At 26.0% G+C, this 18,506-nt stretch carries 19 protein-coding genes and 1 pseudogene; 16 read left to right on the plus strand and 4 right to left on the minus strand.

The window, feature by feature from the left end; translation table 11 throughout:
- The first annotated feature begins 239 nt into the window (after positions 1-239).
- Both I4U66_RS00985 and I4U66_RS00990 read left to right on the plus strand, forming a co-directional pair.
- Positions 240-1,364 (plus strand): C40 family peptidase, encoded by a 1,125-nt coding sequence (locus tag I4U66_RS00985; protein ID WP_195928311.1) that lies wholly within the window; start codon positions 240-242, stop codon positions 1,362-1,364.
- A gap of 249 nt (positions 1,365-1,613) precedes the next feature.
- Positions 1,614-2,021, plus strand: a complete 408-nt coding sequence (locus tag I4U66_RS00990; RefSeq protein ID WP_092927001.1) for a hypothetical protein — start codon at positions 1,614-1,616, stop codon at positions 2,019-2,021.
- Positions 2,022-2,633: 612 nt separating this feature from the next.
- On the opposite strand, the gene I4U66_RS00995 is transcribed toward I4U66_RS00990, so the two are convergent.
- Both I4U66_RS00995 and I4U66_RS01000 read right to left on the minus strand, forming a co-directional pair.
- Positions 2,634-3,200 carry a manganese catalase family protein gene (locus I4U66_RS00995; RefSeq protein ID WP_271957188.1) on the minus strand — a complete coding sequence of 189 codons (567 nt, stop codon included), beginning with the start codon at positions 3,198-3,200 and terminating at the stop codon, positions 2,634-2,636.
- Positions 3,201-3,269: 69 nt separating this feature from the next.
- Positions 3,270-3,437: pseudogene (locus I4U66_RS01000) on the minus strand (spore coat protein CotJB); the annotation flags it as partial.
- A gap of 348 nt (positions 3,438-3,785) precedes the next feature.
- Here I4U66_RS01000 and I4U66_RS01005 point away from each other — a divergent pair.
- The 11 genes from I4U66_RS01005 (at position 3,786) to I4U66_RS01055 (ending at position 13,993) form a co-directional block, all read left to right on the plus strand.
- Positions 3,786-4,649, plus strand: coding sequence for a tRNA 2-thiocytidine biosynthesis TtcA family protein (locus I4U66_RS01005; protein ID WP_092926993.1), 864 nt, complete (start codon positions 3,786-3,788; stop codon positions 4,647-4,649).
- A 216-nt stretch (positions 4,650-4,865) separates the two neighbouring features.
- A complete protein-coding gene (locus tag I4U66_RS01010; RefSeq protein WP_195928312.1) occupies positions 4,866-5,882 on the plus strand; it encodes a 3'-5' exonuclease in 1,017 nt (338 codons plus the stop codon).
- Between the two features lie 96 nt (positions 5,883-5,978).
- Entirely contained in the window at positions 5,979-7,196 is a 1,218-nt protein-coding gene (locus I4U66_RS01015) for an MORN repeat-containing protein (protein ID WP_092926989.1), read from the plus strand.
- A 29-nt stretch (positions 7,197-7,225) separates the two neighbouring features.
- Complete coding sequence (locus I4U66_RS01020; protein ID WP_195580878.1) at positions 7,226-8,179, plus strand: S8 family peptidase; 954 nt, start codon at positions 7,226-7,228, stop codon at positions 8,177-8,179.
- A gap of 167 nt (positions 8,180-8,346) precedes the next feature.
- A complete protein-coding gene (ftsE, locus tag I4U66_RS01025) occupies positions 8,347-9,033 on the plus strand; it encodes a cell division ATP-binding protein FtsE (protein WP_092926985.1) in 687 nt (228 codons plus the stop codon).
- On the plus strand, positions 9,017-9,922 hold the full coding sequence (ftsX, locus tag I4U66_RS01030; RefSeq protein ID WP_092926983.1) for a permease-like cell division protein FtsX: 906 nt from the start codon (positions 9,017-9,019) through the stop codon (positions 9,920-9,922). The genes ftsE and ftsX overlap by 17 nt, the downstream gene beginning before the upstream one ends.
- A 20-nt stretch (positions 9,923-9,942) precedes the next feature.
- On the plus strand, positions 9,943-11,061 hold the full coding sequence (locus I4U66_RS14880) for a murein hydrolase activator EnvC family protein (RefSeq protein WP_092926981.1): 1,119 nt from the start codon (positions 9,943-9,945) through the stop codon (positions 11,059-11,061).
- Positions 11,062-11,236: 175 nt separating this feature from the next.
- Complete coding sequence (locus I4U66_RS01040) at positions 11,237-11,734, plus strand: 3'-5' exonuclease (protein WP_092926979.1); 498 nt, start codon at positions 11,237-11,239, stop codon at positions 11,732-11,734.
- A 194-nt stretch (positions 11,735-11,928) separates the two neighbouring features.
- A complete protein-coding gene (locus I4U66_RS01045; RefSeq protein WP_092926977.1) occupies positions 11,929-12,228 on the plus strand; it encodes a hypothetical protein in 300 nt (99 codons plus the stop codon).
- Entirely contained in the window at positions 12,219-13,238 is a 1,020-nt protein-coding gene (locus I4U66_RS01050; RefSeq protein WP_195928313.1) for a serine/threonine-protein kinase, read from the plus strand. Before I4U66_RS01045 ends, I4U66_RS01050 begins: the two co-directional genes overlap by 10 nt.
- A 275-nt stretch (positions 13,239-13,513) precedes the next feature.
- Positions 13,514-13,993, plus strand: a complete 480-nt coding sequence (locus tag I4U66_RS01055; protein WP_195928314.1) for a hypothetical protein — start codon at positions 13,514-13,516, stop codon at positions 13,991-13,993.
- A gap of 26 nt (positions 13,994-14,019) precedes the next feature.
- On the opposite strand, the gene I4U66_RS14960 is transcribed toward I4U66_RS01055, so the two are convergent.
- Positions 14,020-14,103 (minus strand): hypothetical protein, encoded by an 84-nt coding sequence (locus tag I4U66_RS14960; protein WP_442971176.1) that lies wholly within the window; start codon positions 14,101-14,103, stop codon positions 14,020-14,022.
- A 277-nt stretch (positions 14,104-14,380) separates the two neighbouring features.
- Between I4U66_RS14960 and I4U66_RS01065 the strand changes: the two genes are divergently transcribed.
- Together I4U66_RS01065 and I4U66_RS01070 are read left to right on the plus strand one after the other, a co-directional pair.
- A complete protein-coding gene (locus I4U66_RS01065; RefSeq protein ID WP_195928315.1) occupies positions 14,381-15,301 on the plus strand; it encodes a biosynthetic peptidoglycan transglycosylase in 921 nt (306 codons plus the stop codon).
- Between the two features lie 10 nt (positions 15,302-15,311).
- Positions 15,312-15,731 carry a DUF3785 domain-containing protein gene (locus I4U66_RS01070; protein WP_092926971.1) on the plus strand — a complete coding sequence of 140 codons (420 nt, stop codon included), beginning with the start codon at positions 15,312-15,314 and terminating at the stop codon, positions 15,729-15,731.
- Between the two features lie 39 nt (positions 15,732-15,770).
- Here I4U66_RS01070 and I4U66_RS01075 read toward each other — a convergent pair whose 3' ends face one another.
- Positions 15,771-16,412, minus strand: a complete 642-nt coding sequence (locus tag I4U66_RS01075; RefSeq protein ID WP_176698701.1) for an SIMPL domain-containing protein — start codon at positions 16,410-16,412, stop codon at positions 15,771-15,773.
- A 140-nt stretch (positions 16,413-16,552) separates the two neighbouring features.
- Between I4U66_RS01075 and I4U66_RS14680 the strand changes: the two genes are divergently transcribed.
- Positions 16,553-18,496, plus strand: a complete 1,944-nt coding sequence (locus I4U66_RS14680; protein ID WP_195928316.1) for a sigma 54-interacting transcriptional regulator — start codon at positions 16,553-16,555, stop codon at positions 18,494-18,496.
- Positions 18,497-18,506: the final 10 nt, after the last annotated feature.

The raw sequence follows: 18,506 nt of genomic DNA on the forward strand, positions 1-18,506 counted from the left end.
ATAAGATTTAAATGTTAAGAAAATTTTATAAGAAGAAAAATATATATAAATTGTAAATATATAACAGTTATCGAAAAATATAGACAAAAACTTACAAATTTGAAATAATATTAGCATGGGCAAAACGTTAAAATATAAAATAAAAAAGTATTATAAAATGAAATTTAAAACTAGGGTATAAATACCAATTAAGGAGAGGAGTTGAGTATACTATAGCTTCTAAGCTGTAGTAATAAAATATGAATAAACAAAGTATAAAAATGGGATTGGTAGTAACATCAATATTACTTCCAATGTCAGTTAGTGTATCAAATGCTGATACTATACAAAAAGCAAACATAGAATATAAAACGATAACTGGAAATTTGGTAAACTTTAGAAAAGGACCAAGTACTAGCTATAGTTCAATTGGTAAGTTTTATAAAGGAGACAAAGTAGAGTACATAGGAAAAAGTGGAGAATGGGTAAATGTTAAGTATAATGGAAAAGTAGGATACGTACATGGAAATTACGTTTCAAACTCTTCTGAAGGAAATACATCAGATAATACTATAAAATACAATAAGATAGTAAATGCAAGTTCCTTAAATGTTAGAAAAGGTCCGGGGACTAGTTACTCAAAGATAGATTCAATACCTAATGGAACAAAAGTAGGAGTAATATCTGAGTCAAATGGGTGGGCAAAGGTAAGTTATAATGGACAAATAGGATATGTATCAAGTCAATATTTAAAGAGCAGTGAAGCTTCAACTACACCAAGTGAAGAAAAAGTAAAATATAATAGAAAAGTAAATGCAAGCTCACTAAATATTAGAAAAGGACCAAGCACAAGTCACTCAAAAATAGGTTCAATACCATATGGTGCTGAGGTAGGAGTAATATCAGAATCAAATGGATGGGCAAAGATAAAATATAATGGACAAATAGGATATGTATCAAGCGCGTATTTAACAGCAGATATATCTAATGGTGGTGGAACAACATCTCAAAGCGCCGACAAGGTAATAAATTTAGCACAAACATTACTAGGAAAGCCATATGTATGGGGAGCAGAAGGGCCTAATAGTTTTGATTGCTCAGGATTTACTCAATATGTATTTAAAAATTCTGCGGGGATAAATATACCAAGGGTATCAAAAGATCAATCAAAATTTGGACAATATGTAAATAAAAATAATCTTCAAAAAGGAGATTTAATATTTTTTGATACAAGTGGTTCAAATGATGGAAGTGTAAGTCATGTTGGGATATATATGGGTAATAATAAAATGATACATGCATCATCGAGTAAAGGAAAAGTAGTTATATCTGAATTAAGTAATTATTATAATAATGCATATGTAAATGCAAGAAGAGTCTTATAAATAACTTAAAAATTTTCTCATTATATAAAAAATAGATGTATTATTAATAAAACATCAATTATTTTATGCAATAATCTTATATTAAGCATAAAATAATTGATAGTTTGTGAATATATGCAGATGAATAAATTTGAAAATAAAAAAATCTAATATTTTAAGTAGAAAAGATTTTTGATGAATAAATAATCTAATATATTGAAAATAATATATAGTGTAAGTTAAATTTATAGATTAACAAGGAGTGTTTCTATGGGTGTAGTAACAGATTTTTATAAATTCAAATACAGAAAAGATGACTACTATTTAGATGTATTTATAAATAAAGGAGCAATACCAAATATTGAATCAGCCTTAAATGAAATTCTAAGTGATAAATATATACCTAAAGACTCTCAATGTGCATATATGAAGTTAAAAGAATTATTTCAAGAGGCAAGGAAAAGTACAAGTCATGTTTATGCTGAAATAAAAATACACAAATGTTATTTGAGATATATAAATAATTTATATCTATATTTTTTTGATAGAAAAGAGTATAGGGCTCTGAAAGAGTTAAGCGATTATTTTCATTTATATATAGTAGAAGACATAGAAAATATAGCAAATTTTATAACATTAAGTGAAGATGTAAAGATAAGGATACTTTCAAATATATAAAATAATTAAATTCAAAAAAAGGAAATATTTCTAAATATCTTGCATATAATACATTAAATATGAAATATTTAAAATTAATCCTTCATATTTAATGTATTATAAAAAGAAGGAGGGATATTAATTTGGATGATAGATTAGAATTAGTAATGTTTGGATATGAAAAAGAAATAGAATATGATTATACTCCAGATAGTGGAAGTGAATAAATCAAAAAGGATTTTTCAAGTTTAAATTAAGTAAAGAATAAAATAAAAATTATCTTGCTAAATCATTAATATAATTTATATAAATAAAAAATGGAGGTAAAAAATGGAGAGCAACATAGATTTGATGATATTTGAATATGAAAAGGAAATGGAATATGATTATATACCTGAACATAAAAATGAATAATAATTAAAGCATAAGTAATATTATATATCAAAAGGAGAAATAAAGTGAATATAGATAATGAATCCGATTAAAAAGTAGCTATCTCAAACAAAATAGAGTTTAGCTCCTTTTTATTATAAGTTAAATTATAAAGCTCTAAATTAAAAAATATTATACATAAAAAATGTCTAAAGCAAATCAAAAGATTGCCTTAGACATTAAAAAAAACAAACTTATAGATTAAAATGTATGTTTACTTTCTACAAAATCATAAACGTCTATTAAAGCTTCTCCGAATCTTTGATAATGAGTAATTTCTCTTTGACCTAAAAATCTCAAAACTTCTATTATATCAGCATCATCAGTTAGGTTTATAAGTTGATAATAGGTAGCTAGAGCTTTTTGTTCAGCGGCCATATCCTCATGTAAGTCAGTGACAGCATTTCCAATAACAGCAATAGGACAAACACTAAATGGATTTCCAGTTGCATTTGTTGGATATATACCAAATCCATTTTGAGCGTAATGAGAACCAAGACCTGCTTCTTCTAACTCATCAGGAGTAGCGTCATATGTTAGTTGATAAACCATAGTAGCTACAATTTCAACATGTGCTAATTCTTCTGTTCCAATATCAGTTAAAAGTGCTTTAGATTTCCCTGTAGGCATAGTATATCTTTGACTAAGATATCTTAGAGCCTCTGCTAATTCTCCATTAGGTCCGCCAAATTGAATTATAAGATATTTAGCCATAGTTATATCTTTAGTTTTAAGATTAACAGGATGTTCTAGTGTTTTTTGATATATCTACATAAATTAAATCCTCCTTAATTATTAGTCGTTAAATTCTTTTTCACAAGACCAAGGGCTTTCTACCTATCTAAAAGGATATTTACTAGGTGAAAATCCAAAACTAGTTAAAGGTCCATACTTATTTTCATATAAGCATCTTGCTTCTAAAAATTGATTACATAGAGAATTGAAAGTAGTAATTGCATTTTTGTCACAAGAGTTATTATCTAAGTATAGATTCATATCTACACATACAAAACAAAGCTCTTAAATTCTTTGCATTAATTCATTTCTAGAGTCACTCATAATTAATCTCCACCTCCTTTTTCTCTTAGTGGAGTTGAATATAATTAAACCTCCTGTCTTAAAGTGAGAATGAACTTAATAATAATACATTGTAGTTGTAAAAAAGTGTTACTAATAAATACATAAACTATATTTAAGGCAAAAATACACATTAAAATAAATGAGTAGATTACTTGAATTATTAGCTTAATATATGATAAAATAATTTGCATGTTTTATTAAAAATAGTCTAAATTTGAAATTTAATGAAAATGAATTATAGATATAACCAAAATATAAATAAGAGGTGATAGTATGAGCAACTTAGCGGGAAAAGGCTGTGAGATAATAGTACCTTTTGATGAAAGACAACCATTAAAAGATATAGAAAGAAGTATAATAAAAAGATATAGAAAACATTTATGGTCAAAGTTTATAAAAGCTATAAGAGATTATAATCTAGTAGAAGAAGGCGATAAAATAGCTGTTGCAATATCTGGAGGAAAAGATAGTCTACTTATGGCTAAGATGTTTCAAGAGTTAAAAAGACATGGACAAGTAAACTTTGAATTAGAGTTTATAGCTATGGATCCAGGATATCATGAAGACATAAGAAAGTTACTTGTAGATAACTGTGAGTACTTAGATATACCAATACACTTATTTGACTCAAGAATATTTGAAATAGCAGATGAAATAGCTAAAGATTATCCATGTTATATGTGCGCAAGAATGAGAAGAGGAGCACTATACTCTAAAGCTGAAGAACTAGGGTGTAATAAGTTAGCACTTGGACATCATTATGATGATGTTATAGAAACAACAATGCTTAACCTACTATGTTCGGCTAATTTTAAAACAATGTTACCTAAACTACATTCAACAAACTTTGATGGTATACAAATAATAAGACCACTTTATTATATAAGAGAAGAGCATATAGTAAGATTTATACAAAATAGTGGTATATGGCCACTAAATTGTGCATGTATGGTAGCGGCTAAAAAGACTGGTAATAAGAGATATGAAATAAAAGATTTAATCAAAAGCCTTGGAGAAAACTTTAAGGATGTAGAAAAATCAATATTTAAAGCAGCGGAAAATGTAAATATAGATTCTGTACTTGGATGGCAAAAAGATGGAGTAAAGCATTCATTTATGGAAAATTTTGAAGACTAACTAGAAATTCTTTAAAGTTTACATTATTTATTTTTAGTATAATTAAATATAATATATTTATAGATTTAGGAAGAATTTTTATTCTTCCTTTTATTTTTGATTTTATGAAATATATTTGAATAAGCAAGAAAAGCGAAAATTTTATAAATGTATAGTGAAAAAATAGCATAAAATGATAAAATATAAGTAAAGATATTTAGAAGGTGGGAGTTTGGATTGAAAAGAGTTTATATAGACTTTGAAATGAATATGCCAAGTGTAAGAAATAAAAGAGATATGCTAAATGCAGATATAATTGCAATTGGAGCTATACAATATGATACGGATACAGGTAATATAGAAGAATTTAAGTCATTAATAAAGCCTGTAACTAACCAAGAAATATATCCACATATAGAAGAATTAACTCATATAAAGCAAGATGATGTTAAAGATGCTCCAACATATGAAGAAGTTATGAGAAAATTTAAAAAATGGTTAGGTACATTTTCTCAAATAGAGGGTATATATACCTTTGGAAATCTAGATTTAACTTGCTTTAATAATACAGATAAAAAGAGTGCTCAAAAAAACAATCACCCAAGATTTATAAATAATATAAAAGGTTTATTCGTAGATATAAAGGACAAATATTTAAAATGCGGGATAAAATGTATGAATTATGTTTCGTTAAAAAATTTACTCGAATGTGCAAACGTAGAATTTAAAGGAGACGCACATGATCCTTTATATGATGCATATAATTTATATGTATTAGATGAAGTTTTAGAAAAAAATGAAGGGATAAGGGACATACTAATAATAAAAGATTTTATAAGACCACCATTTATAATATTAAATGAAAACTTAGAAAAAGTTTTTGATGAATACACAAATATATACTATAAAAATCCAAAAGAGGCTAGCAAATTTGATATATCCATAGAAGTTATAAAAACTGTATATTTGTATTTGGAATCTATAAATAACATAGACATATACAATATAGATATAATAAGAGATATAAGTAGAAAAATGGACACAATAGATAAGTTAAAAGATATTAGAACTGGGCATTTTTATATACTTGAGAATATATATTTTGATATGAAAGATTTAATAGACGATTTAATGCTTTATAAGCTAAAGCAAGAGGAATACGTAGAAGAAATAAATAGTATAATAAACTTATTTTCTGATGATTTAAAGTATGAAGAAATAGAATTTGACTATATACTAGAAAAAAGCTGTTGATAAAATTAAATATCAACAGCTTTTTAATATGAATAAATATGTACAAGAATAAATATAAATTATAAGAAACCAAAAAAGGAAATAGGAGGAGTTTTTGTGGAAGAAATAAGTAATTATTTTTCTATAATATTTAAGGTATTTATATCTTTATCATCAATATTTATATTATTTTATGGTGTAAGTATTATATTAAAAGCAAAATATAACAAGCCTAAAAATAAAGGACATACAAGAGGATATACAAGAAATAGTTTAATGATAGACGACAGAAGCAATGTAGATACAAAGAAAGTAAAAGAAAATATAAGACAAATAGAAAACTCTAGTATATCAAGTAAAGAGAAAACTATGCAATATGATAATGGGGATGTATACAAAGGGGAGATCAAAGATGGAAAAAGAGAGGGTTTTGGTATATGTATATACATGAATAAAGATAGATATGAAGGGCTTTGGAAAGATGATAAAATGCATGGAATAGGTAAATATACTTATCATGATAAAGGGTCGTATAGTGGTGATTTTAAAGAAAATAAGATAGAAGGAATAGGAACTTATACTTATAAAAACAAAGACATATATAAAGGATATTTTAAAGACGGAAAAAGACATGGAAAGGGAATTTTATATTGTAAAGATGGAAGCAAATATAATGGAATGTGGAAAGATAACCTTAAACATGGGCAAGGAAGGCTTATTGATGTAAATATGCAGATTTATGAAGGGGATTTTGTAGAAGGCAAAAAAAATGGACAAGGCAGATATGAATTTGTAGATGGAAGCAAATATAATGGTGAATTTAAAGACAATATATATCATGGTCATGGATGCTACATAGATAAATATGGGAATATATATGAAGGTCAGTATAAATATGGATTAAAAAAAGGCAAGGGTATGATGAAATATAGAAATGGTGAAATATATGAAGGTGAATTTAAGGATGATATTATAAATGGAAGAGGAAGATATACATATAAAGATAAAAGTACTTATGAAGGAGAGTTTAAAGAAGGTAAAAAACATGGAGTAGGAACATACACTTGTGAGTTATATAAATATGTAGGCGAATTTAAAGAAGATAAAAAAGGTAAGGTAGGAACCTACTACTTAAGTAATAATATTATTTTAGAAGTAATTATAGAAGAAAATATTATAACACAAGGTGTATATATATGTAATGAAAATAAAAGATACCTACATAATATAGATGTAAGTGAAATAAATGAAAAATATTTATTAAATAATATAGAAAACTACCTCGAAAATGATAAAGAACAGAATCACATTATCACTTCAAAAATATATAATTAATTATAAGAATAAATTTTGGGGTGGTATCTATGAAAAATAAACCTGAAGATTTAAACATTAAATTGTTGCCATTTAAAATAGAATCAAACTCAAGAGGAAAAAATACAATCAACCAATACGGAGTGGATATGATAAAAGCTAGAGATATGTGGAAAGAATCTAATAAAGGAAGTGGAGTACGTATAGCAGTAATAGATTCAGGATGTGATATATATCATGAAAGCTTAAAAAATAATATAGTAGAAGTTAGAAATTTTACAAATGAAGATAATAAAAATCCAAATATTGTAACTGATAGAGTAGGACATGGTACTCATGTTATAGGCACTATTGTGGCAAATAATCCAAATAATAATATAGTAGGTATAGCACCTAGTGCACAGATATATGTATTAAAAGCTATAGAAGGTAATGGACTAGGAAAATTAAGTTGGGTAGTTAATGCCATAAATTATGCTGTGGAAAAAAAGGTAGATATAATATCTATGTCACTTGGAATGGGTGGAAGTTCAGATAAATTAGAAAGGGCAGTAAAGGAAGCTGTCAAAAAAGGAATATTAGTAGTATGTGCAGCTGGAAATAGTGGTGATGGAAATGCTGATAGTTTTGAATATTCATATCCAGCTGCTTATGAAGAAGTAATATCAGTAGGTGCAGTTGATAAAAAAGGAAATCCTGCTAGTTTTAGTAATGCAAATTTAGTTATAGATGTAATTGCGCCGGGGGTAGAAATACTTTCAACCTATCCAAATAACAAATATGAAGTACTAAGTGGAACAAGTATGGCAACACCGCATGTGACAGGAAGCTTAGCTTTACTTAAAAACTGGTCAAGGGAAGAATTCCAAAGAGATTTAAGTGAAACTGAATTATATGCTCAACTTATAAAGCATACAAAATCTATTAACTATCCAAGAACTATTCAAGGTAATGGGCTTGTATATCTAGCGCAAGTTAAAACTAAAAATAAGAAAAAGAATTAAAAAACTTCGCATATCTATAAAAAAATTAGATATGCGAAGTTTTTTGATATTAAATGATAAAAATTTGCAATTAAAGTTACAAAAAGGTTACAAAAAAATGCTAAATTGTGTATAATGGTATAGTAAATAAAAAATAGGGCAACAAAAGCAAAATTGGAGTGATGAAAATGATTAAATTTACTAATGTAGATAAATTTTATTCAGATGGTAATAAGTCACTAGATAATGTAAATTTAGGAATAAAACAAGGCGAATTTGTGTTTTTAGTAGGACATTCAGGAGCAGGAAAGTCTACTTTACTTAAATTATTGACTAGAGAAGAAAAAATATCATCAGGAAGACTTTCTGTTTTAGGGGAAGATATAACTAAAATAAAAGCAAGCAAAGTACATAATTACAGAAGAAATTTAGGAATAGTATTTCAAGATTTTAGACTATTAAATGAAAAAACAGTCTATGAAAATGTAGAATTAGCGCTTAGGGTTGTAGGTACAAATGCCAAAGAAATTAGACCAAGAGTTATGGAAGTGTTAAAAAGAGTTGGCATAGCTGAAAAACATAGTAAATATCCACATGAATTATCAGGTGGGGAATCTCAAAGGGTTGGTATAGCTAGAGCTATAGTCAATAAACCATCTATAATAATTGCAGATGAATGTACGGGAAATTTAGATATACATAATTCTATTCAAATTTTAAAATTATTAAATGAAATAAATGAAGAAGGTATTACCGTCATAATGGCAACACATGATATAGAAATATTAAAGCTATTTCCAAAGAGAGTCATAGAGCTTAAAGAAGGAAAAATAATTAAAGATACAAAGAGGGAAAAATATGAAATTAATGTCTAAATTTTTATACAGTCTAAAGCAAGGAATAAAGGGTGCTTTTCACAATAAAACTATGACTATTATATCTACAATTTCTATATCTGCATCTTTAATAATACTAGGAATAGTTTTAACTATAGTATTAAATATAAACCAATTTATAAAATATGCACAAGACGAAATAAATGAAGTTAGGGTATCTATAGAAGAATTCACTAATGATGATGCGAGAATAGAATTAAAAAATAAAATTAAAGATATAAATGGTGTTAAAGGTGTTGAGTTTAAAACAAAAGAAGCTTCTTTTAACGATCTTAAAAGAAGTTTTGGAGAAGAAGCATATCTACTTGAAGGTGTACAAAATCCTTTAGAGGATTCCTTCCTTGTTACAATAGATAATCCAGAGAATATAAAGCAAATATCAAGAGAGATATCTAAGTTAGAAGGTGTAACAGAGATAACTTATTTTCAAGATATAATACAAAATTTCTTAAGTATATCAAGTACAGTTAAGAAATTTGGGTCAATTTTAATAGGGGGCTTACTATTAATATGCCTAGTAATAATATCTAATACGATAAAAAGTAGAGTATATAGTAAAAAAGAAGAAATACAAATTATAAAATATGTAGGTGGTAGTAACTTATTTGTAGTATCTCCATTTATAGTAGAAGGCTTTTTTATTGGATTAGTAGGAGCTACTTTAGCTATTGGTATATGTTTGGTTATGTATGGATATATAGTAGAAAATTTAAAGCAATTTATAAATCCAATAAACAATATTATGTCGGGTGCAGTCCTTCCATTGGCTTCTATATCATCTTCACTAATATCGACGCTGCTTATAACAGGAGTAGTTATAGGGGTATTAGGAAGTGTTATATCAGTTAAAAGACATTTAAAAGTATAAAGTAATAGGGGGAAGATTGAGTGAAAAAAATATTGACAGTGCTAACAGTATGCTCTTTAGTATTTGGAACAACATATATATATGCAGATACTGAAGATAAAAATATAGAAACTAAACAAAAGAGTGTAGATGATAAATTAAACAAAAACAGAGAAGAGCAAACAACTTTAGAATCTAAAATAAGAGATTTAGATTTTAAAGTGAAAGAAATAGAAGGAAATATAAAAGAAACTAATGATAAAATAGAAAATTTAAATGGTGAAATAGAAACTACTAAAGTTGAAATAGAAAAACTAAACGAAAATATAAGTAAAAATGAAGAAGCTCTAGGTAAAAGATTAAAAGCAATAAACAATAATTATTCTATGGGATATATTAAGGTTATATTAAGTAGTACTTCTATATCAGATTTTTTCAATAACATATATGTAGTTAAGCAAGTTGTAGAACAAGATCAGAAGATACTAAAAGAATTAGATGAAAATAAATCAGAAGTAGAGAAAAAAGAAAAAGATTTAAATTATAAAAAGAAAATGCAAGAAGATTTAAAAATATCTCTAGTAGAAAATAATGAAAAGGTACAATCTGATAAAAGTGAACTAGAAGCTTTAAAGAGAGAACTAGAAACTGAAGAAGATAATTTACAAAATGAACTTGAAAAATTAGCAGCAGAAGCAGCAGCTAAACAAGCACAAGAAGCACAACAAAGTGCTGCATCAATTGATGAAAATTTAAATGGAGCAATAATATCAAGTGGATCTTGGCCAGTCCCAGGACATACTAGAATAAGCTCTCCATATGGATATAGGCTTCATCCAGTATTAAATGTTCAAAAGATACATACAGGTATTGATATACCCGCACCAAAAGGAACCCCAGCAGTAGCAACTGATAGTGGTACAGTTATATATTCAGGACCTAAAGGAAGTTATGGAAATACTGTAATGATACAACATGATAATGGAAAGGTATCATTATATGCACATAACGATCAATTACTAGTATCTGTTGGACAGAAGGTTCAAAAAGGACAAGCAGTAACTAAAATAGGAAATACAGGAAGATCAACAGGGCCACATTTACATTTTGAAATAAGAATAAATGGAAAGCATACAAATCCTATGCCATACATAGGGTAATAAAAAATAAGTATCTATTAAAAAATAATTTAATAGATACTTATTTTTTTATTTAGAAATAAATGAATTAAGTTGTACATTTAAATAAATATTAGCAAATTTTGTGCTAAAACATAATACATGTTATCATATAATATATGATTAGATAAACAAGAATCTAAAAGGAGTTTTACACATGGAAGAATATGTAGTTGTGGATTTAGAAACCACGGGTCTTGACCCATATAAGGGTTGCGAAATAATAGAAATCGGAATAACTGAGATAAAAAATAACGAAATAATTAGGAATTATTCAAGGTTTGTAAAACCAACTTCAGATATACCGCCATTTATAACAGATATAACTAACATAACTAATGATATGGTTAAAAATGAAGACCCTATAGAAAAAGTTTTACCTAGATTTAGAAAATATATAGGAAATAGGACTATAATAGCTCATAATGCTAAATTTGACTTAAAATTTTTAAATTATTATTTAGATAAATTAAATTTAGAACCTATAACTAACCATATATGTACATTAGAAATGTTAAAGGCTAATAAGGACTATAAAGGCAAAAATAAAAAATTAGAAACAGCATGTGCATATTATGGAATAGAAAATAAAAATGCACATAGAGCAGATAGTGATACATTAGCTACAGCTAAATTATTTTTAAAAATAAAATGAACAAAAAAGCAAACTATTATTTAAATATAGTTTGCTTTTTTGTTAGAATTTTATGATTTAAATTATTTTCATATAAGACATAAATTTATATCATTCAAAATAAAAAATTTTTAAAACTAATTATATTTAGTGGTTAATTTTTATTAAAACTCATAGTATATAGTATCTTAAAAAACCTTTAGGGGGTTAGACATATGAATTTTATAGAATTTAATATATCTGTAAGTGAGATAGAGTTTTCAATATTTAAAAAAATAAAAAATAAGAAGATATATATCGTTAAAAATAAATTAATTATACCGAAGTCTTTTGATATCGGGAATAGATTAAATTATATAAAAAAATTAGTAAGTACTATTATAAAAGAGCATGATATTAATAAATCCTATATAAATAAAAATGAATCAGAAAATGAAGATACTATACAGTTAATAAAGATAGAAGGTATAGTAGAGGAACTTCTATTTAATTGTGGGGTGGAAATATGCAAATAAATCCAAATGTTAACTTAAAGGTAATAAAAAAGATTAAATCTGAAGGGGTTAATTCAAATTTATATTTAGTAGAAGATACTCAGCTTGGATGTAAATTTATACTAAAGCAAATAAGTAAAAAAAAATTAAAATCTGCAGATAAATACTTTGACGAATCTAAGAAGATATATAGGTGCAATCATCCAAATATAATGAATATAAATACAGCATCTCAAGATGAAAATAATATATATATAACAATGCCATACCTAGAAAGAGGATCTTTATATAATTTATTAGAGAATAAAAGCTTAACCATTAGAGAAGTTATAAAGTATTCATTAGACTTTTTATCAGCAATACAATATATCCATTCTTTGGGTATAATACATTGTGACATAAAGCCAAATAATGTACTTATAAGTGATAATGATAATGCAATAATAACCGATTTTGGTTCGGCATTGTATTTAAATAATTCAGGAAATGCAAGGCTTAGAAATGTATATTATAAGCATATAGCTCCAGAGCAGTGTACAAATTCTATAATAGATAAAAAAATTGATATATATCAAATAGGTACTACATTATATAGAATGTGTAATGGAAATGAAGAATATAATAATCAAGCCAGAAAATATAAGGACTTAAATAGTTTAAAAATAGCATGCGCTAAAGGGAAGTTCCCTATAAGAAAAAAATATTTGCCTCATGTACCAAGAGAAATTATAAATATAATAGAAAAATGTCTTATGATAGATCCAAGGGATAGGTATGAAGATGTTTTAGAAATAATGAATGATTTATCTAGTGTAAGTAGAAACTTAGATTGGAGATATAAAAAATTAGAAGAAAATGACTTTGTATGGGAACTAGAAGATAAAAACTACAATACTTATATAAGGTTATACAAAGAAGATACAGTATGGAAAGTATTGAGTGATGGGAAAATTTATACAGTAGACACAAAGGCTAAGGGATATAAGCTTATAAGAAGTATTATAAAGAATAAAAAAATGACCTTACTTTAAACCGATCAAGTAAGGTCATTAAAAAGGGGTAAAATATATTATAAAAAGGGGTTTATTAGGGAATATATTTTATTTGGGGAGTAAATAATCGGTTATTAGGGGAATAACCTTGTATTTATAATAACAAGATTCGACAAAAAAAGCAATAGTAAATTTAAAAAAAGTTTTATAAAATTTTTATTTAAACTAAATTTAATTAAAAATTAAATTTAGTTTAAATAAAAATGTATAAAAATACATCTTCTGGATAAACTATAAAAATCTAGGAGGTATATATGAAAAAATCTAAATGTTTGCTTTTAACCTTATTATTTTTTATAGCTATGTCAAATACATCAATATGTATAGAAAAAAACAATATACTAAATAAAGATATATTAATAAATAATGTAGAAAAAGATGATATAAAAATAAGCATAGAGGACATAAATATAGTAGAGGAAAAAATAAGTGTAGGAGATGTTTACAATTCTTCTGCTATAATAAGTATGAATGTTAGAAATAATAGTAAATACGACATAGAATTATCTAATATAGATGTATATCCATATCAAGGCGGAAAACCAGTTAAGTATTTTGTTTCAACAGCTAATGAAGATATACAAGGATTTATAGGAAATATAAAAGGTGGAGATGATAAAGATATAAAAATGGGAATAACGCTTCATAATACTAAAGATCCTATAAAATTAGAGTTAAATAATATAGAAGATAAAAGTAAAGAACAAATTGTACATAGCATAAATATAAAGTAAAAAAGAAAAGCGTTGCTTTTCTTTTTTTATATATTATTCCTCAGTTGAGGAGTATCAACAGGGCATATGCTATTACATGTAGAACAATTCATGCATATATCTAGGTCTATAACGTATTTTTCATCTCTGGTCTATATACATTTGTCAAAAGATTCTAGTTCACAAGCCACCAACTTATACAAGTATCATGTATAAAATAAGCCATAATAAAGCCTCCTTTGATTATTTTATATATTATATAATTTCCAAAAATCATTTTTTTTAGCCAAATAATATACAAATAATATATAAAGTTGCATAAACTAAGTATAGTCATAATCTTACAAATTTGTTCTTTGATTTATTTTGTATAACAATGTATAATTACTTTATAAATAAGGAGGTTTTATGAGTTATAATAATGATGATAATAAAATAAGACGGAAAAGAGTAAGCTCAAGTACAAGTAAAACAACAAATAAAACGGATAATAAAGTATTTAATAATAGAAGTGTAAGTGAAAAAATAAAAAATGAAAACACTATAAATAGAGGAACAAGAAGTAGTACTTATAGTTCTCGTTCAAGAACTAAAAAAAGCAAGAGGAAAAAAAATAAAAAGTTATTAAAATTATTTAAAAATTTACTAATAGCAATGTTATTAGTATTAGCTTTAGTATCAATAGTTTCTAGTATTTATGTATTTACAGTGGTCAAAGGCTCACCTAAAGTAACTAAAGAGCTATTAGAGCAAAACTATATAAGTAGTGAAGTGGTAGATAATAATGATATACCAAAGTATTTAAAAGATGCTATTGTATCTATAGAAGATGAAAGATTCTATAAACATAATGGTGTAGATACTATATCTTTAGTAAGATCTGTAGTACATAATTTACTAACAAATACAACTCAGGGCGGAAGCACTATAGAAATGCAAATTTCTAAAAACTTACTTACAAGTGATGATAAAACTATAAAAAGAAAGCTTAAGGATATGTTTAATGCAACTTCCATGGATAAAAACATATCTAAGGATGAAATATTAGGTATATACTTAAATAATATATATTTAGGTAAATCAGCCTATGGGGTAGGAAAAGGTGCTAAAGTGTATTTTGGTAAAGATGTTAAAGATTTAAACTTAGCTGAATGCGCTATGTTAGCAGGAATAACTAATAGTCCAGCAAAATATGGTCAATTTGTACAAGCAAAGAAAAGACAAGAAACAATACTTTATAAAATGCATGAACTTGGATATATAAATGATGCAGAATATGAAGATGCATTAACTAAAGAAGTAACTTTTGTATCTGAAATAGGTAAATAAGAGGTGTAATATGAAAGAGTATAAGTTTAATTATGAAGATAAAGAATATGTATTAAGTTTAGATAACTGTAGTGGTTTATTAAATGATGAAGAAAAGCCCGTAGATGGCATAAAATTAGAAAATATATTAGAAATGTTATCTAATGGCAGTGAAATAGATTTTGATATGGAATATTACCAAGAAGCTTGCCCAGAATGTCTAAAAGGAGTTAAGGAAAAGCAAAAGTTTTTTGGTTTTTTAGAATATCATTTTTATATATTCACTAAAAATGGAAAGTTTGTTATAAGTGATATAGATAAAAGTTATGAAGGATTAAGTTTTAACAAATTATTAAGAGCAGGTAAAGTTGATGACAGTTATATAGTTAGTATAATAATATGTGAAAACTGCCAAGATTATATAATACAAATAGAAAACTGTATAGTATAAATAAAAAAAGTCTACCATTGATCTGGTAGACTTTTTTTATTACATACAATAAGTTAAAAAGGATGCATCTACTTGTGCTGTTATCTTAACTATACCAGGTACTACATTTGTGATAGATGATTTAGATGAATAATTAATATTATTTAGCTGAGAACTTATTTCAGTAACTTTACAAGGTATGGGATTATAATTAAGAGAAAAACTTTTAGCTAAAATACTAGCTTTATCTTTAGCATCTTGAGTAGCTTTTTTTAATGCTTTATTATAGTATTCATTAGGATTAGATAAAGAAAAATCTATATATATTTCATCATTTGCACCATTTTCAACTACTAAAGAGTAAATATCATTAACTTTACTTAAATCATGAACTATTATAGTTATAAGTTGAGTTACAGTATAAGAAATTAATGTATTTTTTTCATAATCATAATTTTGAGTAGCAGAAATGTCTTTACTAAAAATATCATCCTTTGAAACACCATAATCAGAAAGACTATATAAAAGTCTGTTTAAAATTTCGCTATTTTTATCTTTTGCTATTTCTAAGCTCTTATCTTGAGAAGAGATTCTAACATTAATTTTTGCCATATCAGATTCTATATTTAAAGAACTTACACCTCTAACTGTTAACGAGCCCTTGTCAGAGGGCATATTAAATAGGCTATTTTTATATTGCATAAACAAAACCTCCATACTTTATAGTTTATTACTAAGTTTATATATTTAAATAAGTATACTTTAAATTATATTAATTAATAGAAATTTAATATGATATAATTAATATAAATTTTTAAAATGAGATAAAAGGGGAACTAAAGGTGGAAAATGTAATAGGGGTTATAGCGTCAAATATAGAGTTAAAAGAAAAAATAGAAACACTTTACCCAAGGGAAATAAAAAATAAAGAAATTATAATAGATATTATAGAATTAGATTTATTAGAAGAACAAGGAAAGATATTAGTTGACAAAGGAGCTCAAGTAATAATAGGTAGAGGTGGAGGATATAAGCTTATATTAGATACTGTAAATGTACCCATAATACCTTTAAATATGAAATCTATAGATTTACTAAAAGCTATAAAATTAGCTAGTACATATAAAAAGGAAATAGTTCTTATATTAGGGTATGATGAAGTAGATTTTGATTATATAAGTTTAAAGGATGTAATAAATATACGTATAAAGGAAGAATGGTTCAAATCTAAATATGAAATAAGAAGCAAGGTATTAAAATACATCGATAAAAAAGAAGGTATAGTTATAGTTGGAAGTGGAATAGCTTGTTCTTTTGCTAGACAGTATAACATAGATAATGTATTTATAAATGCTAGTGAAGAATCTATAACAGAGGTTATAGAATACGCTAAAAATATAATAAGTTCATTATCAAATGAGAAATTTAACAATCAAATGCTTATAAATATACTAGATGGAGTAAAAGATGGAATAATAGCTATAGATACAAAAGGCAAAATAATACTATTTAATGAAAGTGCAAAGAAAATATTAAATACAAAAAAGGAAGAAGTATATAAGAAAAATATAAAAGATGTATTTCCTTGTATGGATTGGTTAGTAGAAGCTATGATTAAAAATGAGAGTCATAAGCGTAAGATAAGAAATATAAATAAATTGACAGTAAACACAAGGTCAGTACCCATAATAGTTGATGGACAAGTTCAAGGAATAATTGGAATACTTCAAGATATAACTAATATACAAAGTTTAGAAAGAAAAATACGTATGGATTTAAATAATAAGGGGCTCTGTGCTAAATATACATTTGATGATTATATATTCAAAGATGAAATAAGTAAAGAACTTGTAGAAATGGCTAAAAAGATTGGTAAAACAGAATTTACGACCTTATTATATGGAGAAAGTGGTTGTGGAAAAGAAGTGTTAGCACAAAGTATGCACAATATTAGTCAAAGAAAAGATAAACCTTTTGTGGCTATAAATTGCGCCACTATATCAGAAAGTTTATTAGAAAGTGAATTATTTGGATATGAAGAAGGAGCATTTACAGGAGCAAAAAAAGGTGGGAAGCCAGGACTTTTTGAGCTTGCTCATGGAGGGAGTATATTTTTAGATGAAATAAATAGCTTACCTATAAATATACAAACTAAATTACTTAGGGTTATAGAAGAAAAAAAGATAATGAGAATGGGGTCAGATCGGGTGATACCTCTAGATATAAGGATAATGGCTGCTACTAATGAAAATCTAAGACAAAAAATAAAAGATAAAACTTTTAGAGCTGATTTATTTTATAGATTAAGTAGCCTAGAGATAAATATACCTCCACTTAGAAAAAGAAAAAAAGACATAGTATTTTTGTTTGAATATTTTGTGAGAAAAATGATAGAAGAAGGTGGTTTTTCAAATCTATCTTCTATCAGTGATAACTTTCAGCTAAAGCAAGAAGAGGTTAATCTATTAAATAATCACAATTGGTTGGGAAATATTAGAGAGCTAAAGAATGTAGCACAAAAATATGTATTAACAGGTAAAATAGAAATATTATATGTGGAAGATGAAGATAATAAAGTGGATGAATATAACTTGAATACATGTAATAGTCAATTTAAAAATATAAATTACGAAAAAATAGGTATTGATATAAAAGAGATAAATAAATATGTTGAAACAAAGATTATAAATATATTATTATCTCAAGGACTAAACAAAACACAGGTGGCAAGTATCTTAGGGATAAGCAGAACAGCTCTTTGGAAAAAATATAAAGATAATGATTAATGTGTTAAAA

Source organism: Romboutsia sp. D33t1_170424_H2 (genome assembly GCF_015669105.1).
GTDB lineage: Bacteria > Bacillota > Clostridia > Peptostreptococcales > Peptostreptococcaceae > Romboutsia_C > Romboutsia_C hominis.